General features: G+C 70.7%; 13 protein-coding genes and 1 pseudogene. 5 read left to right on the top strand and 9 right to left on the bottom strand.

Annotated features, from left to right (window positions below; genetic code table 11):
* Positions 1–22 precede the first annotated feature (22 nt).
* The 5 genes from QQM39_RS15800 to QQM39_RS15820 form a co-directional block, all read right to left on the bottom strand.
* Complete coding sequence (locus QQM39_RS15800; RefSeq protein ID WP_301997362.1) at positions 23–1,723, bottom strand: LuxR C-terminal-related transcriptional regulator; 1,701 nt, start codon at positions 1,721–1,723, stop codon at positions 23–25.
* Positions 1,724–1,809: 86 nt separating this feature from the next.
* Positions 1,810–2,880: a hypothetical protein gene (locus tag QQM39_RS15805; protein ID WP_302003598.1), complete on the bottom strand. Its 1,071-nt coding sequence runs from the start codon at positions 2,878–2,880 to the stop codon at positions 1,810–1,812.
* A 163-nt stretch (positions 2,881–3,043) separates the two neighbouring features.
* The gene (locus QQM39_RS15810; RefSeq protein ID WP_301997363.1) at positions 3,044–3,982 is read right to left on the bottom strand and encodes an N-acetylneuraminate synthase family protein; all 939 of its coding nucleotides are present in this window, start codon (positions 3,980–3,982) and stop codon (positions 3,044–3,046) included.
* A gap of 14 nt (positions 3,983–3,996) precedes the next feature.
* Positions 3,997–5,298 (bottom strand): N-acylneuraminate cytidylyltransferase, encoded by a 1,302-nt coding sequence (locus QQM39_RS15815; protein ID WP_301997365.1) that lies wholly within the window; start codon positions 5,296–5,298, stop codon positions 3,997–3,999.
* 32 nt (positions 5,299–5,330) lie between these two features.
* Positions 5,331–6,644 (bottom strand): DUF6716 putative glycosyltransferase, encoded by a 1,314-nt coding sequence (locus tag QQM39_RS15820; RefSeq protein ID WP_301997367.1) that lies wholly within the window; start codon positions 6,642–6,644, stop codon positions 5,331–5,333.
* A 198-nt stretch (positions 6,645–6,842) separates the two neighbouring features.
* Here QQM39_RS15820 and QQM39_RS15825 point away from each other — a divergent pair, with 198 nt between their 5' ends.
* The 3 genes from QQM39_RS15825 to QQM39_RS15835 all read left to right on the top strand — a co-directional run bounded on the left by QQM39_RS15825 (position 6,843) and on the right by QQM39_RS15835 (position 10,447).
* Positions 6,843–7,823: a glycosyltransferase family 2 protein gene (locus QQM39_RS15825; protein ID WP_301997369.1), complete on the top strand. Its 981-nt coding sequence runs from the start codon at positions 6,843–6,845 to the stop codon at positions 7,821–7,823.
* The gene (locus QQM39_RS15830) at positions 7,823–9,187 is read left to right on the top strand and encodes a polysialyltransferase family glycosyltransferase (protein ID WP_301997371.1); all 1,365 of its coding nucleotides are present in this window, start codon (positions 7,823–7,825) and stop codon (positions 9,185–9,187) included. The genes QQM39_RS15825 and QQM39_RS15830 overlap by 1 nt, the downstream gene beginning before the upstream one ends.
* Before the next feature lie 129 nt (positions 9,188–9,316).
* A complete protein-coding gene (locus QQM39_RS15835) occupies positions 9,317–10,447 on the top strand; it encodes an acyltransferase (RefSeq protein ID WP_301997373.1) in 1,131 nt (376 codons plus the stop codon).
* Positions 10,448–10,514: 67 nt separating this feature from the next.
* On the opposite strand, the gene QQM39_RS15840 is transcribed toward QQM39_RS15835, so the two are convergent.
* Positions 10,515–11,858 (bottom strand): alpha-2,8-polysialyltransferase family protein, encoded by a 1,344-nt coding sequence (locus tag QQM39_RS15840; RefSeq protein WP_301997375.1) that lies wholly within the window; start codon positions 11,856–11,858, stop codon positions 10,515–10,517.
* A complete protein-coding gene (locus QQM39_RS15845) occupies positions 11,855–12,838 on the bottom strand; it encodes a glycosyltransferase family 2 protein (RefSeq protein ID WP_301997377.1) in 984 nt (327 codons plus the stop codon). The genes QQM39_RS15840 and QQM39_RS15845 overlap by 4 nt, the downstream gene beginning before the upstream one ends.
* A 285-nt stretch (positions 12,839–13,123) precedes the next feature.
* On the opposite strand from QQM39_RS15845, the gene QQM39_RS15850 reads away from it, so the two are divergent.
* Positions 13,124–13,543 carry a hypothetical protein gene (locus QQM39_RS15850; protein WP_301997379.1) on the top strand — a complete coding sequence of 140 codons (420 nt, stop codon included), beginning with the start codon at positions 13,124–13,126 and terminating at the stop codon, positions 13,541–13,543.
* Positions 13,544–13,547: 4 nt separating this feature from the next.
* Here the strand turns inward: QQM39_RS15850 and QQM39_RS15855 are convergent, their stop codons facing one another.
* Positions 13,548–14,198 (bottom strand): TetR/AcrR family transcriptional regulator C-terminal domain-containing protein, encoded by a 651-nt coding sequence (locus tag QQM39_RS15855; RefSeq protein ID WP_301997381.1) that lies wholly within the window; start codon positions 14,196–14,198, stop codon positions 13,548–13,550.
* Between the two features lie 73 nt (positions 14,199–14,271).
* On the opposite strand from QQM39_RS15855, the pseudogene QQM39_RS15860 reads away from it, so the two are divergent.
* A pseudogene (locus QQM39_RS15860) lies at positions 14,272–15,680 on the top strand (FAD-dependent oxidoreductase).
* Here the strand turns inward: QQM39_RS15860 and QQM39_RS15865 are convergent.
* Positions 15,677–16,249 carry a Uma2 family endonuclease gene (locus QQM39_RS15865; RefSeq protein ID WP_367669692.1) on the bottom strand — a complete coding sequence of 191 codons (573 nt, stop codon included), beginning with the start codon at positions 16,247–16,249 and terminating at the stop codon, positions 15,677–15,679. The pseudogene QQM39_RS15860 and the gene QQM39_RS15865 sit on opposite strands and share 4 nt — an antisense overlap.
* Positions 16,250–16,270 lie beyond the last annotated feature (21 nt).

Consider the following 16,270-nt stretch of genomic DNA (forward strand, 5'->3'; position numbering starts at 1 on the left):
CGGCGAGCGGGCCGACCGTGGGTCAGCCCGACGCGCCGTGCTCCTCGCCGCGTCCGTTCTCGGAGCGGTAGTACCACCCCGCGGCCTCCGCACGGTTGCGCAGGCCCAGTCGGGTCAGGAGCTGGGCGACGTGCGCGTTGACCGTGCGGACGCTCAGGCGCAGTTCCTCGGCGATCTCCCGGTCCGTGCGGCCCTCGGCGAGGCGGGCGATCACCTGGCGCTGGCGTGGTGTCAGGTCGGCCGGCGATGCCGACGATGCCGGGGGCGGCCGGCGCGCGACCGGCGCGCGGTCCGAGGGGCGGTCCGGGCGACGGGGCTCCCGCAGCCGGGCGATCCGTTCGACGTACGGCTCCGCGCCCATGGACACGGCGATCCGCTCCGCCTCGTCGAGCAGCGCGGCCGCGCGGTCGTCACCCCGTTCGTACGCGGCCACCCGTCCCAGCAGGGCGTGGACCAGGCGGGCCCTGGCATGGGTGCGCCGGAAGATCCAGATGGCGGTGTCCCAGTGCTCCGCCTCGACCTGCTCGCGAGCCCCGGCGTGTGCCGCTTCCGCACGCGCCACGGCCACCACCCCGTCCGTCAGTTCGTAGGGCGCGGCCACATGGTGGCGTACCCGGGCGTAGACGCTCTCCAGGGCTTCGAGCAGCCGGTCGGGCGCGGTGTCGGGGTGCAGCATGGGCGGCCGGGGGCCGGCCGTCTGGGCGTGGATCGCGGAGGCGAGCGCGTCGATGACGTACAGGCCGCTGCTGGGCGGTGCGAGGTGCCCGTCGGCCAGGAGGAGCGCACGGCCGGTCAGCTCCTCGACGGCCGCGTGGTCGCCGAGCCGGGCCGCCGCGGCGAGCGCCAGGCTGAGGAAGTACGCCTCGTGCAGCGGGCTGCTGGTCGCCACGAGCCGGACCAGCGACGGTGCCGGGTCCGGTTCCCGGCTGCGCCAGCTCTGCAGCCAGGCCCGGACCAGCGCCTCCTCGACCTCGTTGAGCGAACCGTGCCGCTCGTGCGGTGCCGGGTCGTTCAGCAGGTCGTCGGCCTCGGGCCAGCGGCCGGCCTCGATCAGGTCCTCGATCAAAGCCAGGCGCAGTGTGTTGCCCTCCTCGGTGGCCAGTTCGCCGTGTTCGGCGGCGTAGGCCAGGCCGGCGCCGCGGATGCGGGCGGCGTCGGCGACGTTCCCGGTGCGCAGGTAGGTGGCGCGGGCCTCGTTGAAGTAGGAACGCACGACCAGGTGGTGCTGCCGGGACTCGATACCCAGGCGCCGGGCCCGCCGGGTGCGGTGGAGGGACTCGTCGAGCGTGCCCAGGGTGAGGGCGGCCTCGGCCACGACCGTGCAGACGACGGTCTCCAACTCGGCGTCGTCGGCCTCGCGGGCCAGCTCCGCGGCCTCGTGGAGCAGCCGTACTCCGTCGTCGGTGCGGCCGCGTCGCAGCCCGGCGAGGCCGGAGGAGCAGAGCACCCGGATCCGCTCGTGCGGCAGCGCGTTCGGATCCAGCTCGGCGAGGGACTGCTCGAAGTAGTCGTGCTCCCAGCTGGTGCTGCCCGCGTCGAGATAGCGGCCGAGGTGTTCCAGGAGCAGGGCGCGGGAGTCCGTCGTCCGCCCGGCCTCGGTCAGTGCCCGGACGGCGATCCGGTGGGCCTCGTCGGCCCGGCCGGAGCGGAAGGCCCGCTCGGCCTGTCGACGGAGCGTCTCGGCCCTGCTCGACGCAGCGTCGTCATGCCCGGCAGCCGCCACGACCCGCCTCTCACCTCAGCCAGCCTTGCAGGTCAGAGGTTAACAAGCGGTTGCCGCCGGGCCGGGCACAGCGCCCGCCGGCCGGTTCAGACCGCGCTCACCGCCGACAGCCGATGCACGTCCCGCGCGGTCCCCGTGACCCCCGACAGGAACCCCTGCGCCCGCGGCGAGGCGTTCTCCGTCAGCCACGCGGGGTCGATGTCGCACACCGCGACCCGGACCTCCGTACCGGTCAGCGCCAGCGGCAACGTATGTACGACGGTCGACGGGAAGCTCAGGATCGTGCGGCCGATCGGCCCGCGCCGCGCGATCAGCTCCAGCGGGAGGTCCGGCCGTACGACCTCCAGCCCCGTCTCCACCGCCAGCCGATGCAGCTTCTCCGCGCTCTCCCTCCGATGGGCGAAGTAGCGGGTGGCCCCGTGGGCCTTGGCGAGGGAGCTGACGGCCTCCAGGTAGCGGTCGCCGTCCACCACGCCGGTCTCCACCAGCGAGGTGCCCACCATGTCGGCGCCCTTGGTGATGCGGGGCGGGCCGAAGCGGTCGCGGGTCCAGGCGAAGGTGTTGGCGGTGACCGTCACGCCGTCCGGGGTCTTCTCCATCGGCATCGACGAGAAGATCTCGACTCTCCGGCGCTCACTCGGCGTCAGCCGCTTCCGAGCCGCCGACGACACCGGCGCGAAGACCAGGTCGCGGGGACCGGGTCGGCCGCCCTTGCGGTGCCAGCGCACCAGGCGCTCGCCACGGGCGAGTTGGGCGACGAACTCCATGGTCGCCGTGCCGTCGTCGACGACGACCAGGTCGCGCGCCTTGGTGATCGTCAGCAGCAGCTGGACGTACCGGGAGAAGGGGTCCCCCAACACCACACGCTCGGCCCGGCGGAGCAGGCCGGCCAAGCCCCCGATCGTCTGGAACGGGGCCGCCGGCCCGCCCCGCGCCTCCTCCCAGCGGACCTCGTGCCCGTCCTCCCGCGCCAGCTCGGCCATCCGGCGCAGCTGGCCGCGGGTCATGGGGTCGATCGGGGACAGGACGACGAGGGTGAGTCCCCCTAGGGCGTCGTGCCGTCGGGCGTGCGCCCACTCCAGCACGTTCAGGAGCTGTACCGGGCTCTCGACGAAGGCGAGAGTGTGAGGGCCGGTGTTCCCGGCGCGGGGGCTCATCGATCTCATCGACGTACGACCGTCCCGTCGTAAGGCGCTCATGCGGCGCTCGTATTCAGCTCGTGTTCCGGCCAGTGCTGCCACGAGCCCGAAGGGCGCCGAGCCCGAGCGCTCCCTCTCGGGGCACTCGGGGTCGGCGCACTCGGACTCGGTGCCTTCGGGCTCAGACCTGGACCGGCTCGCCCGCGGCGGCGGCGATCTCCGCCTCGGCGACCACACCGGCGACGCGGCGCAGCTTCTTCATCGGGCCGAGCTCGGAGTCGTAGACCTTCTTGACGCCGTCACCGAGGGAGGCCTCGATGGTGCGGATGTCGCGGACGAGGCGCGTCAGGCCCTGCGGCTCGACGGAAGCGGCCTGGTCCGAACCCCACATCGCGCGGTCCAGGGTGATGTGGCGCTCGACGAAGACGGCGCCGAGGGCGACCGCGGCCAGCGTGGTCTGCAGGCCCGTCTCGTGGCCGGAGTAGCCGATCGGGACGTTCGGGAACTCCTTCTCCAGGGTGTTGATCGCGCGGAGGTTGAGCTCCTCGGCCTTCGCGGGGTACGTCGAAGTGGCGTGGCACATCAGGATGTTGTCCGAGCCGAGGACCTCGACCGCGTGGCGGATCTGCTTCGGCGTCGACATACCGGTGGAGAGGATGACCGCGCGGTTGGTGGCGCGCAGGGCGCGCAGCAGCTCGTCGTCGGTCAGGGAGGCGGAGGCGACCTTGTGGGCGGGGACGTCGAACTTCTCCAGGAAGGCGACGGCCTCGGTGTCCCACGGGGAGGCGAACCAGTCGATGTTCTTGCTCTTGCAGTACTCGTCGATCTGGCGGTACTCGTCCTCGCCGAACTCCACACGGTGGCGGTAGTCGATGTAGGTCATCCGGCCCCAGGGGGTGTCGCGCTCGATGTCCCACTGGTCGCGCGGGGTGCAGATCTCCGGGGTGCGCTTCTGGAACTTCACGGCGTCACAGCCGGCCTCGGCGGCCACGTCGATGAGCTTGAAGGCGTTCTCCAGCTCACCGTTGTGGTTGATGCCGATCTCGCCGCAGATGTAGACGGGCTTGCCCGGGCCGACCTCACGCGAACCGAACGAGCGCAGACGGGAGTTGGTGCTCATGGCAGAAGATGTCCTTACTTGGTGAGGGAGTCGAGAGAGGGGCCGAGGATCCAGCTGGCGATCTCTCGGATCGCGCCGTCGCCACCGGGGGTGGTGGTGACCGCGCGTGCGGCGCCGCGCACGACGTCGTGGGCGCTGCCGACCGCCACGGGCCAGCCCACGAGGGCGAAGCACGGGAGGTCGTTGACGTCGTTGCCGACGTAGAGCACGCGCTCAGGCGCGATGCCCTGCTCCTCGCACCACTGCTTGAGTGCGAGGTCCTTGCGGTCGATGCCGTGCAGCACGGGAATCTGCAGCTTCCGTGCGCGGGCGGCGACGACCGGGTTCTGCTCCGTGGACAGGATCAGCATCTTCAGCCCGCTCTTGCGCAGGGCGGCGATGCCGAGGCCGTCTCCGCGGTGCACGGAGACGAACTCCTTTCCATCGGCATCGATCAGCACCCGGTCGTCGGTCTGGGTGCCGTCGAAGTCCAGTACGACCGCGTCGATCTCGTCGGCGGTCGGGAGGGCGCCGGGCCGGTCCGCGTCGAACAGCGGGGCCAGCGCGCGGGCGCGGGCCAGGTCGTGGGGATCGTCGATCTCCAGGACCCGGGCGGGGTCGGTGCGCACGAGCTCGGTGCGGCCGAAGAAGCGGTGCCTGTGCTCGCGGAAGCCGCGCGCGTCCATCGCGTAGGCGGCGCCGGTCTCCAGGAAGTCCTGGGGGCGGTCCTGGCGGCGCGGGCGGAAGGACTTGTCGTGGTTGACGCCGTAGCCGCCGCCGGAGGTGGTGGTGCGGGTGGCGACGGTGTCGGTGCCGCCCTCGACGGCCTCGCGCTCGGCGCGCAGCGCGGCCGGCTCGTCGTCGCCGTGGCGCCACACGAAGCCGTGGAAGGGGGCGACGGTCAGGGAGGTGTCGGCGCCGTTGGCGACGATCGCCTTGACCACGCCGTCGATGTCCTCGCGGACGATGAAGGGGCTGGTGCACTGCACGAGCAGGACCACGTCCACCGGCCAGCCGTGCAGCGCCTCGTGCGCGTCCATGGCGTGCAGCACGGCCGCCTCGGAGGTGGCGGTGTCACCGGCGATGGCGGCGGGGCGCAGCACGACCTCGGCGCCGGCCTGGCGGGCGGCGGCCGCGATGCCCTGGTCGTCGGTGGAGACGACGACGTCCGTGACGAGTCTCGAAGCCCGGCACTCGCGCACCGCGCGGGCCACCAGCGGTACGCCGCCGACGGGCATCAGGTTCTTGGCGGGCACGCCCTTGGAGCCGCCGCGCGCGGGGATCACGGCGAGCACGCGCGGCACCGAAGTGCCTTGCCCTGCTTCCGACTTGGACATGGGTTCTGCTCCTTGACGTGGGGTCTGGCGGCTCACAGCTCGCCCATCCGCCGGATGGCCGGTGCCACGCGCTGCACGCCGTGCCGGTAGGCGCCGCGCGCCGCCCGGCGCACTATCTGGCGGACCGGGCCGGGCTCCTTGTCGTGGGCGGGGGCGCCGGGCAGCGGGCTGCCGTCGGGGCCGAGGTGGTGGCGGGCGAGGATGCCGGGCAGATAGCCGGGGGCGGTGGCCGGCGTGTAGTACGGCGTGAGGGCGGGCAGTCCGCCCGGCCGGTCGAGCAGCTTGGCGATGCGCTCGCGGGCCGCGTCGAAGGCGGTGGCGTACGAGCCGTCGGCGCAGACGCCCTGCCGGGACACCCACTCCTCGTCGGGCGCCGGGCGGTGTCCGTCGTCCAGCTGGTCCCAGGAGGCGAGGCAGCCGGAGCCCACGAAGTGGTGGTTGCCGAGCGTCTCGCGCACACCGAGGTCGGTGAGGACGACGGTGGGGATACGGCGGTGCAGCGACTCCAGCGCCGCCGTGGAGCTGATCGTGACCAGCAGGTCGGTGCGGTCGAGGACCTCGCCCATGTTTCCGTACACCAGACGGAAGTTGGCCGGCGGTTCGAGCCGCTGCACCAGCTTCTGGTACGGCAGCTCCTCGATGTGTGTGGTGTGTTCGCCCGGCTTGGAGCGCAGCTTCAGCAGCACCTCGCGCTCGGGGTGCTTGCGGGCGTGCTGGATCAGGCGGTTCAGCAGGTACGTACGGTCCCTGCGGTTGTCCGGCACCGAGGGCTGGGCGGCGAAGACGACCGTATAGGGGTCGTGCTCGCCGGTGTAGGGCTCCCCGCCGAGGAACGGCAGCGCCACCTCGGTCACCGCCGAGGAGTCGGCGCCGACCCCGTCGTACACCGCGCGGAAACGCTCGGCGTCCTGCCGGGAGTTGGCGAGGACGAGGTCCGCGCCGTGCCGCAGCAGCAGGCCGTCGGCGAGCTTCTCGTAGACGACGCCGACATAGCCGGTGACGACGACGGGCCGCTCCGACTGCCCCTCCCAGACCCGCTTCAGGCCGTGCAGCATGGCCTGGACGCCCCCGCCGACGAGGGAGAGGACCAGGACGTCGTACGACTCCTGCGCCATGGTGCGCAGGAACTCGACGGCGGTCACCTCACGCAGGGAGTCGGCATGGACGCCGACCTCCTGGAGCTGGCGGGGGGTCGGGGTGGCGCGGCCGCGCAGGAGATATCCGTCCAGACGGATGTCCGAATTCTCCGGGGCGATGCGGTTCGCGGTGAGCGCACCCCATTTCCACCGGGTATCGGAATCCGCGAGTACGGCAACTCGCCGGGTCTTCGTCGCACTTACTGGCACGTCGAAGACGCTAGGAAGCGATGGAGAGGTTCTGCCCAACCCGAATGCAACAAACGGTTAACAGCACATCGACGAACGGCGAATCGGGGCCCGAAGTCGTTGAAAAAAAGCCTGGTTCACGGCATCGCCACGCGTCGTTCACCTGACATCAAGCTCTGGGTAAAGACGGGTGCCGGGCCGCCGCCTAACGTCCTTCGCGTGGTCAAGCTCTCCGTCATCGTGCCGTTCTACAACGTGCAGCAATACGCGCCAGACACCTTGAAGAGCCTGCGTGCGAACACACGCGAGGACTTCGAGTTCATCCTCGTCGACGACTGCTCGACCGACGGGACACCGGACCTGCTCGCGCGCGCGGAGCGTGAGCTGCCGGGCGCGGTGGTCGTCAGACACGAGCGGAACGGAGGGCTGGCCACCGCGCGGAACACGGGCATCGACAGGGCGCGCGGCGAGTACCTGACGTTCCTGGACGGCGACGACTGGCTGGCGCCCGGCTATTTCCCGCAACTCCTCGCCGCCATCGAGGAGTTGGGCTGCGACTTCGTACGCACCGATCATGTGCAGTGCACGGGGCGGGCGCGCAGCATCCACCGGGTGCCGCACGGCCGGCGGTGGACGGTGATGAACCCGCGGGAGGCGATCCTGCCCGCCGACCGGTCGACGTCCGTGGACTACGCGTACGCGTGGGCGGGCGTCTACCACCGCCGCCTCGTCGACCGCGGGGTGCTGCACTTCACCCACGGGCTGCGCACCGCCGAGGACCGGCCGTGGATCTGGAAACTGCACCGGGAGGCGAAGTCGTTCGCCGCGGTGGGGCTGCTGGGCGTCTACTACCGGCGCGGAGTGGCGTCCTCACTCACCCAGATCGGCGACGTCCGACAGTTGGATTTCATTCGTGCGTTCGACCAGGTAATCGAGGAAACGGCGGCCGACCCCGAGGCCGATAAGCTGCTCCCGAAAGCCGTGCGCACTTATTGCGCCATCATGGCGCATCATCTCGGCCACATCGAGAGGTTCGAACCCGCCGTGGCTCGAAAACTGCGCTCGATGAGCGCCGCCGCCCTGAAAAGAATGCCGCAGGACGTGCTCGCGGAGGTAATGGACTCGATGGACGCGCAGCGAGCCTCCCGACTGCGGCGGGTGCGCCGCCGGTCGATGGGCACCCGGACGGTGGCCGCCTGATGCCTCGCACCACCCAGATCTTCTGCGCCTCGACGCTGTACGGCGCCGCGACCCTCGCCGCCGCCCTGGACGCCGGGCTCTTCGAACCGGCCGACCGGCGACTGCTGCTGGTCACCAACAACGCGACCAACCCCGAGATCACCCCGTCCGTCGACACCATGCCGGGCTTCACCCCGATCAGTGAGCGCTTCGACGAGGTCCGGTCCTGGAACGAGACCATCTCCCCGTTCCATCCGAGCGGCTGGTCGCCGCGCGCCGACGACATCCCCATGTGGGAGCGGTACGTACGGCTGCTGTGGGGCCTCGGTGACGACGACGTCCAGCTGGCCGTCGAGTCCGTGCAGACCAATCCGGCCCTCGCGCTGTGCCAGCTGTTCACCGGCGCTCCCGTCGACGTCTACGCCGGCGGCCTCACCGGCTACGGGCCCACACGCGACAAGATCGACCCGCTGGTCGGCACCCGTATCGGCCGCCTGCTGCACCTCGATCTCGTCCCGGGCCTCACCCCGCTGCTGCTCACCGAGTTCGGTGTGCCGTCCGAACTGGTGCCGTCCGAGGCGTTCTCGAAGGTGATCGGCGAACTCGCCGAGGGTCAGGGCGACCTGACCGACCGCCCCTCCTCCGCGGGCGAGCGCCCGGCGCTGCTGCTCGGCCAGTACCTCTCCGCACTCGGCATCCTCACCGACGCCGAGGAGGCGGACCTGCACCTCCAGATGGTGCGCGGCGCCGTCGAACTGGGCCACCGCGAGCTCGTGTTCAAGCCGCACCCCGTCGCGCCGGCCCACTGGTCGAGGCTCCTGGCGGACGAGGCGACGAAGCTGGGCGCCCAGCTCACCTTCCTGGACCGGCCCGTGCTCGCCGAGGTGGCCTTCCAGCGGCTGCGGCCCGCACTGGTCGTCGGCTGCTTCTCGACCGCGCTGCTCACGGCCGCCGGCCTGTACGGCGTCCCGGTCGCGCGGGTCGGCACCGACAGCTTGCTGGCCCGGCTCGCGCCCTACCAGAACAGCAACCGCGTGCCGCTGACCATCGTCGACGCCCTGCTGCCCGACATCGCGGACGCCTCCGCGGTCAGCGGCTGGGCGATGCCCCCGCGCGAGCGGGTGGACGAACTGGCCGCGCTGCTCAAGGCGGTCGGGTTCGCCATGCAGCCGAAGATCTACCCGGGGCTGCGCGGCGATGCCGAGGCCTACCTCTCCCGGCACCTCAACCCGCACACCTGGCGCTACTTCAAGCGCAAGCGCCTGACCTCGCTGGCCCTGCCGGGCGCCGTACCGGCCCAGCTCTCCTTCATCCCGCGCAACGCGACCGTACGCCGGCTGGCGCGCCGGGCGCGGGCGCTGAAGCAGGTGGCCGGCCGAAAGTAGCCGAGAAGGGGTGGTCGTTCATCCATGTGACACCTTTGCGCTCCCTGAGCGTCAGCCGTCACTCACCTTTCACCCGTCGGAGGTACGTAGGTTCGGTTGTCCCACGACTCCCACGAGAAGGGCCCCAGGATGAGCGCGGCTGACCAGGCCACGGCACCGCACATACGGCTGCCCCTGTCCGACCGGCCGCCCGTCCGGCCCCGGGCGGCGAGCCGGCTGCGCGCCCTGGACGGGCTGCGGCTCATGGCCGCGCTGATGGTGTGCATGTACCACTTCACCGGCAAGAACGGCGAGGTGGCCACCTCCTGGCACCAGTCCCCCGGGACCATGTTCCCGACACTGTCGCAGCTGTCCACCTACGGCAGCCTGGGCGTCCAGTTCTTCTTCGTCATCAGTGGCTTCGTGATCTGCATGAGCAGCTGGGGCCGCAGCCTCGGCGACTTCTTCCGCTCCCGGATCTCCCGCCTCTACCCGGCGTACTGGGTGGCCATCGTCATGGTCACCGGCGCCGCGGTCCTGCTGCCGGTCGTCGTCCATCCCGTCCGGCCGGACGAGTTCCTGGTCAACCTCACGATGATGCAGCAGCCGCTGGGCGTGCCGCGGGTCCTGGGCGTGTGCTGGACGCTGTGGGTGGAGCTCAAGTTCTACGTGCTCTTCGCGCTGTTCGTGATCTGGAAGGGCGTCACCTACAAGCGGGTGGTCACCTTCTGCATCCTGTGGACACTGGCCAGTGCGTTCGCCCGGGTCGCCGACAACCCGCTGACCGACGAGCTGGTGATGCGCGACCACGCCCCGTTCTTCATCGGCGGCCTCGCGCTGTACCTGATCCACCGCTTCGGCAGCGACCTGCTGCTGTGGGGGATCGTCGGCATGTCCTTCCTGCTGGGCCAGCGCTACTCGGTCATGGCGCTGTGGCACCCCGGCGCCCAGGGCGACTTCCACCGCAGTCCGTACGTCATCCAGGCCATCGTCTTCTGCGCCTTCGCCGCCGTCGCGGTGGTGGCGCTGGGCTGGACGAGCTGGGCCAACTGGCGCTGGCTGACGGTGGCGGGGGCACTGACGTACCCCTTCTACCTGATCCACGAGCACCTGGGCTGGTTCTTCATCCGGGTCCTGCACCGGGGCCTCGGGCTGGGCTCCTACGCGACGCTGGCCCTGTCCGTGCTGAGCCTGCTGGGGCTGGCCTGGCTGATGCACCGGTTCGTGGAGAAGCCGTTCGGGCCGAAGCTGAAGCGGGGGCTGCCGGCCGTACGGTTCTGAAGCCGGAAAGACAGTTGGGGCGCCCCCGTGGCTCGGGGCGCCCCAACTGCTGTTCCGTGACCGCGCGTTACTTCCGCGCCGTCGACCGCAGCTGCCGCACGGCCTTGCGCACCGCCGGATGCCTGCGCAGCGCCTCCGCGCGGACCGGGCTGCCGCCGGGGAGGCGCAGGCTGGTGAGGCGGCGGCGCTTGAAGTAGTGCTGGTACCGGTTCAGGTTGGCGGTGAGCCAGGCGGCCACCTCGTCGCGCGAGCCGTGGTGCTTGCGGGACTGCATGCAGTAGCCGACGCTACGCACCAGCGGGGCCAACTCCTCGGCCATCCCGGCGAGTTCGAGCTGCGAGCCGAGCTCGGCGTGCTCCGCGTCGGGCAGGGCCGCGTCGATGATGGTCAGCGGGATGCGGTTGCTGTTCTCGTACGGCGTGATGCGTTCGAGGAGCAGGTCCGTACCGACGCGGGCGACCGGGATGCCGTAGAAGGCGGCGGCCGTCATCAGCGCGGTCGAGAAGCAGCCGATGACCAGCTTCGGCTTCAGGAAGGCGAAGACGGTCTCGGCGAGGACGGGCTCGTTCAGCACCGTGAGACGGACGCCGAGTTCGTCGGCGACCGCCTCCAGGGACTCGTTGAAGACGGCGGGCGCGCTCGGGTGCGGCTTGAACAGCACGTCCTGGTGGCCGGCCCGGGCGGCGGCGCGCAGCATGCGGATGTGCAGCCGCTCCTCCTCGTCCTGGGTGATCAGGTCGATGGCCGAGAGGTACTGGCCGAGGAGGACGGCGGTGGGCGGGTTGTCGGCCGGGAGGCGCTCGGCGAGGATGCCGGCGCCGGACTCGCCGATCTGGGCGAGGACGTCGACGATCGCCTCGTTGGGGACGGCCTCCGGCTCGACGCCGTACTCGGCGAGGAGCATGGGTCGCAGGCCCGGCACCAGGTCCAGGTGGAGGACGCGGGCGATCCGGCTGCTCATGCCGTGCGGGATGCGGTTGCGGGTGGGGCCGTAGCTCATCAGGCCGTCCGCGTACACATGGATCGGGCTGTCGGCGAAGATGTCCGCGACCGCGCGCGAGGGGTTGGCCTGGATGGACTCGCAGGCGATCTCGACGGGCTCGTCGCCGAGGTTCCAGGCGAGGCGTACGGCCTTCTCCCACAGCAGGGTGTCCTGGCCGCGCGGGGACCAGCCGGCCGGGTGGTGCGGGGAGATGAACTCGTTCCAGGAGCGCACCTCGTCGAACTCGGGGCGCAGCTTCTCGAAGCCGGCCATCTTGTCCAGCGGGGTGCCGACCTCGGGGATGGCGGCCGTGTTGCTCACGACGAGGATGCGGCGGACGCCCTCGCGCGGGCCGAACTGGCCGGCCCGGATGGCGGCGGTGACGGTCGCGGCCGCGTACTGCGTGGCCGAGAAGAAGATCTGGATCATGCCGCCACTCCCTTCATGCCACCCCGTATCCGGCGCAGCATGTACACGCGTTCCTCGCCCATCCCGATGAGGGCCTCTTCCAACTCCTCCTCCGACATCCTGCCCAGCGCCTCGGCCGCCATCTGCTTCAGCCTGGCCGCGATGCTGCGCTCGAACCGGCCCCGGCTGAGCAGCTGGTGGGCGATGACGACGCAGTAGTTGCGCAGCGCCTTCTTGCGCAGCCTGCCCACCTCGGGGTCCTCGGCGAGCTCGGCGAGGACGAGGTCGAAGGAGCGGAAGAAGTCCAGCTGGCGCACATCGCCGATCTGGGTCAGCGAGCTGGCCACGCCCCGGCGGTAGAAGACGCCGCGCAGGCTGGCGACGGCGTAGGAGTCGGCCCTGCGGTGCAGGTCCCAGATCCAGGGGCGGTCCTCGGCGGTCTTCAGCCCGTCGTGGAAGCGCAGCATGCCGCGGTCCAGGAGGCGGCGGTGGTAGACGCCGGCCCACGCGTACGGGTAGTCGACCATGGTGGTGTCGTCGACGGGGAGGATCGAGGTGCGCGGGTCCAGCGGGGTGTGCCGCCGTCCCTCGGGCGCCCGGTGGACGGTCCGCTCGATGCCGGTGACCTGCACGTGGTCGGTCCGTACGAAGTCGACGTCGAACCGCTCGACGGCGTCGACGAGATCCGCGAGATAGCCGGGCGCCAGCCAGTCGTCGCCGTCGAGGAAGGTGAGGTAGCGGCCCTCCGAGGCGTCGATTCCGGTGTTGCGCGCGGTGGCCAGTCCGCCGTTCTGCTCGTGCCGTATCACCCGACTGTTCTTGAGTCTCTTCGTCAGCGTCAGCAGCGCTTCGTACGTCTTGTCCTTGGTGGACCGGTCCTCGACGAAGATGAACTCGAAGTCGTCCCGTTCGTTGTTGACCAGGCTGGTCACGGTCTCGGGTACGTACGACTCGATGTTGTAGCACGGGACGATCACGGACAGGGTGGTTTGGTTGGCCACGTGTGCACACCTGGATTCTCAGCGGGAAATCTCCGTGATCCTAGGAACCGACGGGCTGCCTGAACGCGACACCTCGCCGACCTCCAAGTGAACTCGGCATGACATCACCATGCCGCGGACCCGCGCGCACGGCGGCGCCGCGCCCGGCTTCGTACGGCATCCATCATTCCGCTACACGATCACCCGCGCGTGTCCATCCTCCGCTGATGAGGTGTGGCCCGAACCGGCGCGAGTGCGCCAGTTCGAGGGATTTGTGTTCGACCAACTCTGCGAAGGAGTAAGGGAATGCGTATCCGCAACAGAATGGGCAGACTGGCCGCCTGCGCAGCCGCCGCGACGGGACTCACGGTGGCGGCGGCCGGTTCCGCCTCGGCGGTGACGACCACCGTCCAGGTCTGGGGCTCCTCGGGCACCTACCTCGGCAGCGGCTACTTCCACGGCGGCGGCTCGGGCGCGATCGAGGTGTACGACGCCTTCTGCGACGGGGACAACGGCATCATCGCCGCCGCCTACGTGTGGCGGAACAGCTCGTGGACGACCAGCGGACTGGTGAGCGTCCGGGGCTGCGGTTCGACCAACTACAACGGCCTCGCCGACAACAGCCCCCGTCCGGCATACGGCGAGCAGGTGAAGTTCACCGTGTGCAAGCTGCTGCCCGACGGCACCTGGAAGGACTGCATCAACACCTACGTCGAGAACTACTGATCGCCTACCCGGCCCGGTACCGCGCCTCGATCCCGGCGATCACCAGGGCCAGCCCTTCCTCGAAGTGCCGTTCGTAGTCAGCGAAGATCTCCGCGCCCGCCTGAGCCGACAAGGGGAAGTCGGCCATCAGGCGGGCGCGTTGCTCAATGTCGTAGCCCTCGCGGCGCTCGCCGGGCAGCGGCTCGACGCCCTGCTCCTCCGTGACGAAACCGAGGGTGTAGAAGTACGTCGCCGAGGTCGCGCGGACCGCCTGGGCGAGGGTGAAACCGGCGGCCGTGAACAGGCGCAGGTTGTCCTCCATCTGTTCGGCGTGCTCGATGCCGGTGAAGCGTGAGCCGCTGAAGACCTTCGCGCCGTCGCGGTAGCCGAGCAGCGCCGTGCGCAGTCCGCGGTTGGACTTGAGCAGCCGTTCCTGCCAGGTGTCGGCGGGGTCGAGGGGCGTCCCGGCGACCATCCGCCGGTACATCTCGGTCGCCATCTCGTCGAGCAGCGCCTGTTTGTCCTTGAAGTGCCAGTACAGGGCCGGCGCCTTGACGTCCAGCTCCTTGGCGATGGCACGCAGGGTCAGGCCGTCCAGACCGACCTCGTTCAGGAGCTTGAGGGCGGTGTCCGCGACGCGTGTGCGGTCGAGGGGCGCTCGGCGTTCGGTGTTCACGCTTTGACAGCTTAACGACGTTAAGGCCACCCTCGCGCTCCGCTGAACTTAACAGCGTTAAGGAGAGTCGATCATGACTGTACGGACCGATGTACTGATCGTGGGCGCGGGGCCGACCGGCCTCACCCTCGGCATCGACCTCGCCCGGCGCGGGGTGGACGCGCTGGTCGTGGAGCGGGACGAGCGGCTGTTCCCCGGCTCGCGCGGCAAGGGGATCCAGCCGCGCACGATGGAGGTCTTCGACGACCTGGGCGTGCTCGACGCGATCCGCGCGGCGGGCGGCAGCTATCCGGTGGGGATGATCTGGCAGGACGGGGAGCGGGTCGGCGAGCACCGGATGTTCGACCCGGCGGAGGTGACGGAGGACTCCCCGTACGCCGAGCCGTGGATGGTGCCGCAGTGGCGGACGCGGCAGATCCTGTTCGGCCGGCTGGAGGAGCTGGGCGGGAAGGTCGCCTTCGGCCGGGAGGTCGTCGGGGTGACGCAGGACGCGGAGGGCGTGACCGCGCACTTCTCGGGGGGCGAGAGCGTCCGTGCGCGGTACGTCGTCGCCGCGGACGGTGGCCGTTCGGCCGTACGGCGGGCTGTGGGCATCGGCATGACCGGGGAGACGGTCGACCCGAGCCCGATGCTGGTGGCGGACGTCAGGATCGCGGGACTGGACCGGAACAACTGGCACATCTTCCCGCCCGCCGACGATGCGGGCGGCTTCCTCGCCGTGTGCCCGCTGGCCGGCACGGAGGACTTCCAGGTCGTCGCCCAGTTCCCCGAGGGCGCCTCGGTGGACCTCTCCCTCGACGGCATCCGCAAGATCGTCGCCGCCCGGTCCCACCTCGCCCCCGAGGACGTGACCGAGGTGCGCTGGGCGTCGGACTTCCGGCCACGGACGGCGCTGGCGGACCGGTTCCGGGACGGGCGGGTCTTCCTGGCGGGGGACGCCGCGCACGTCCACTCACCGGCGGGCGGGCAGGGGCTCAACACCAGCGTGCAGGACGCGTACAACCTGGGGTGGAAGCTGGGGGCGGTGCTGCGGGACGGGGCGGGCGCCGGGCTGTTGGACACGTACGAGGAGGAACGGCGGGCCATCGCGGCGGACATGCTGGGGTTGTCGACGAGCGTGCATCGCGGGGAGGTGCGGCGCGGGGAGGCTACGCGTCAACTGGGGCTGGAGTACCGGGAGTCGAGCCTGACGGAGGAGACGCGGGGGGGGCGCCGGGGGCGGTGCGGGGCGGGGATCGGGCGCCGGATGGGGTGCTGGGTGGCGTGCGGCTGTTTGATGCGTTTCGGGGGCCGCACTGGACGTTGGTCGCGGTGGGGGTGGAGGTGCCGGAGGTGGCGGGGGCGGTGCGGGTGGTTCGAGGGGACGCGCAGGAGTCGTACGGCAGCGGGGTGTTTCTCGTACGACCGGACGGTTACGTGGGGTGGGCCGGAAACCAGGCAGCCGGGGTCGTGGACTACCTGGCTCGCTTCGGCCTGCGCTAGTCGTCGCCGTCGAGGAGGGTGTCGACGGAGAGGTCGAGGGTGACGCCGACGGATTCGGGGACGGGGACGGCCTGCCCTCGCTTGAAGCGCTGAGGGTCGGGGTACTTACCGTCGGCCGGGTCCGTGTAGAGGAGGACCTCGTCGTGCGTGCGGTCGGCCACGATATAGACGGGGATGCCGGCCCTGGCATAGATCCCGACCTTGATGGCCGTGTCGTTGGACCAGTTGGTCGAGGTCACCTCCAACACCAGACGGAAGACGTGCGGCGCGTAGCAGTTCTTCTCGACGAGCGCGTCCCGGAAATCGGCGTCGACGACGGACACGTCCGGCACCGCGTAGTCATCCGGTCCGGTCGGCAGCCAGAGTCCGATCCCGGGAATGGCCCGGAGCCCAGCCTCCCGGGCTCCGGCCTGCCTGAACTCGTAGCCGACCTCGAAACACGTCTCTTGGTGCGGCCCATCCGGCGGCGGTGTCACGACAATGCTCCCGTTGAGGATCTCCACCCGGTGCCCGGGCAGCTCCTCCCAGAGCCGGTCGGCAGCATCAGAAAGCGACGACTCGTGCAGCATCACAGCCACGGCACCCTCCTT

The sequence above is a fragment of the Streptomyces sp. DT2A-34 genome (assembly GCF_030499515.1).
Classification (GTDB): Bacteria; Actinomycetota; Actinomycetes; order Streptomycetales; family Streptomycetaceae; genus Streptomyces.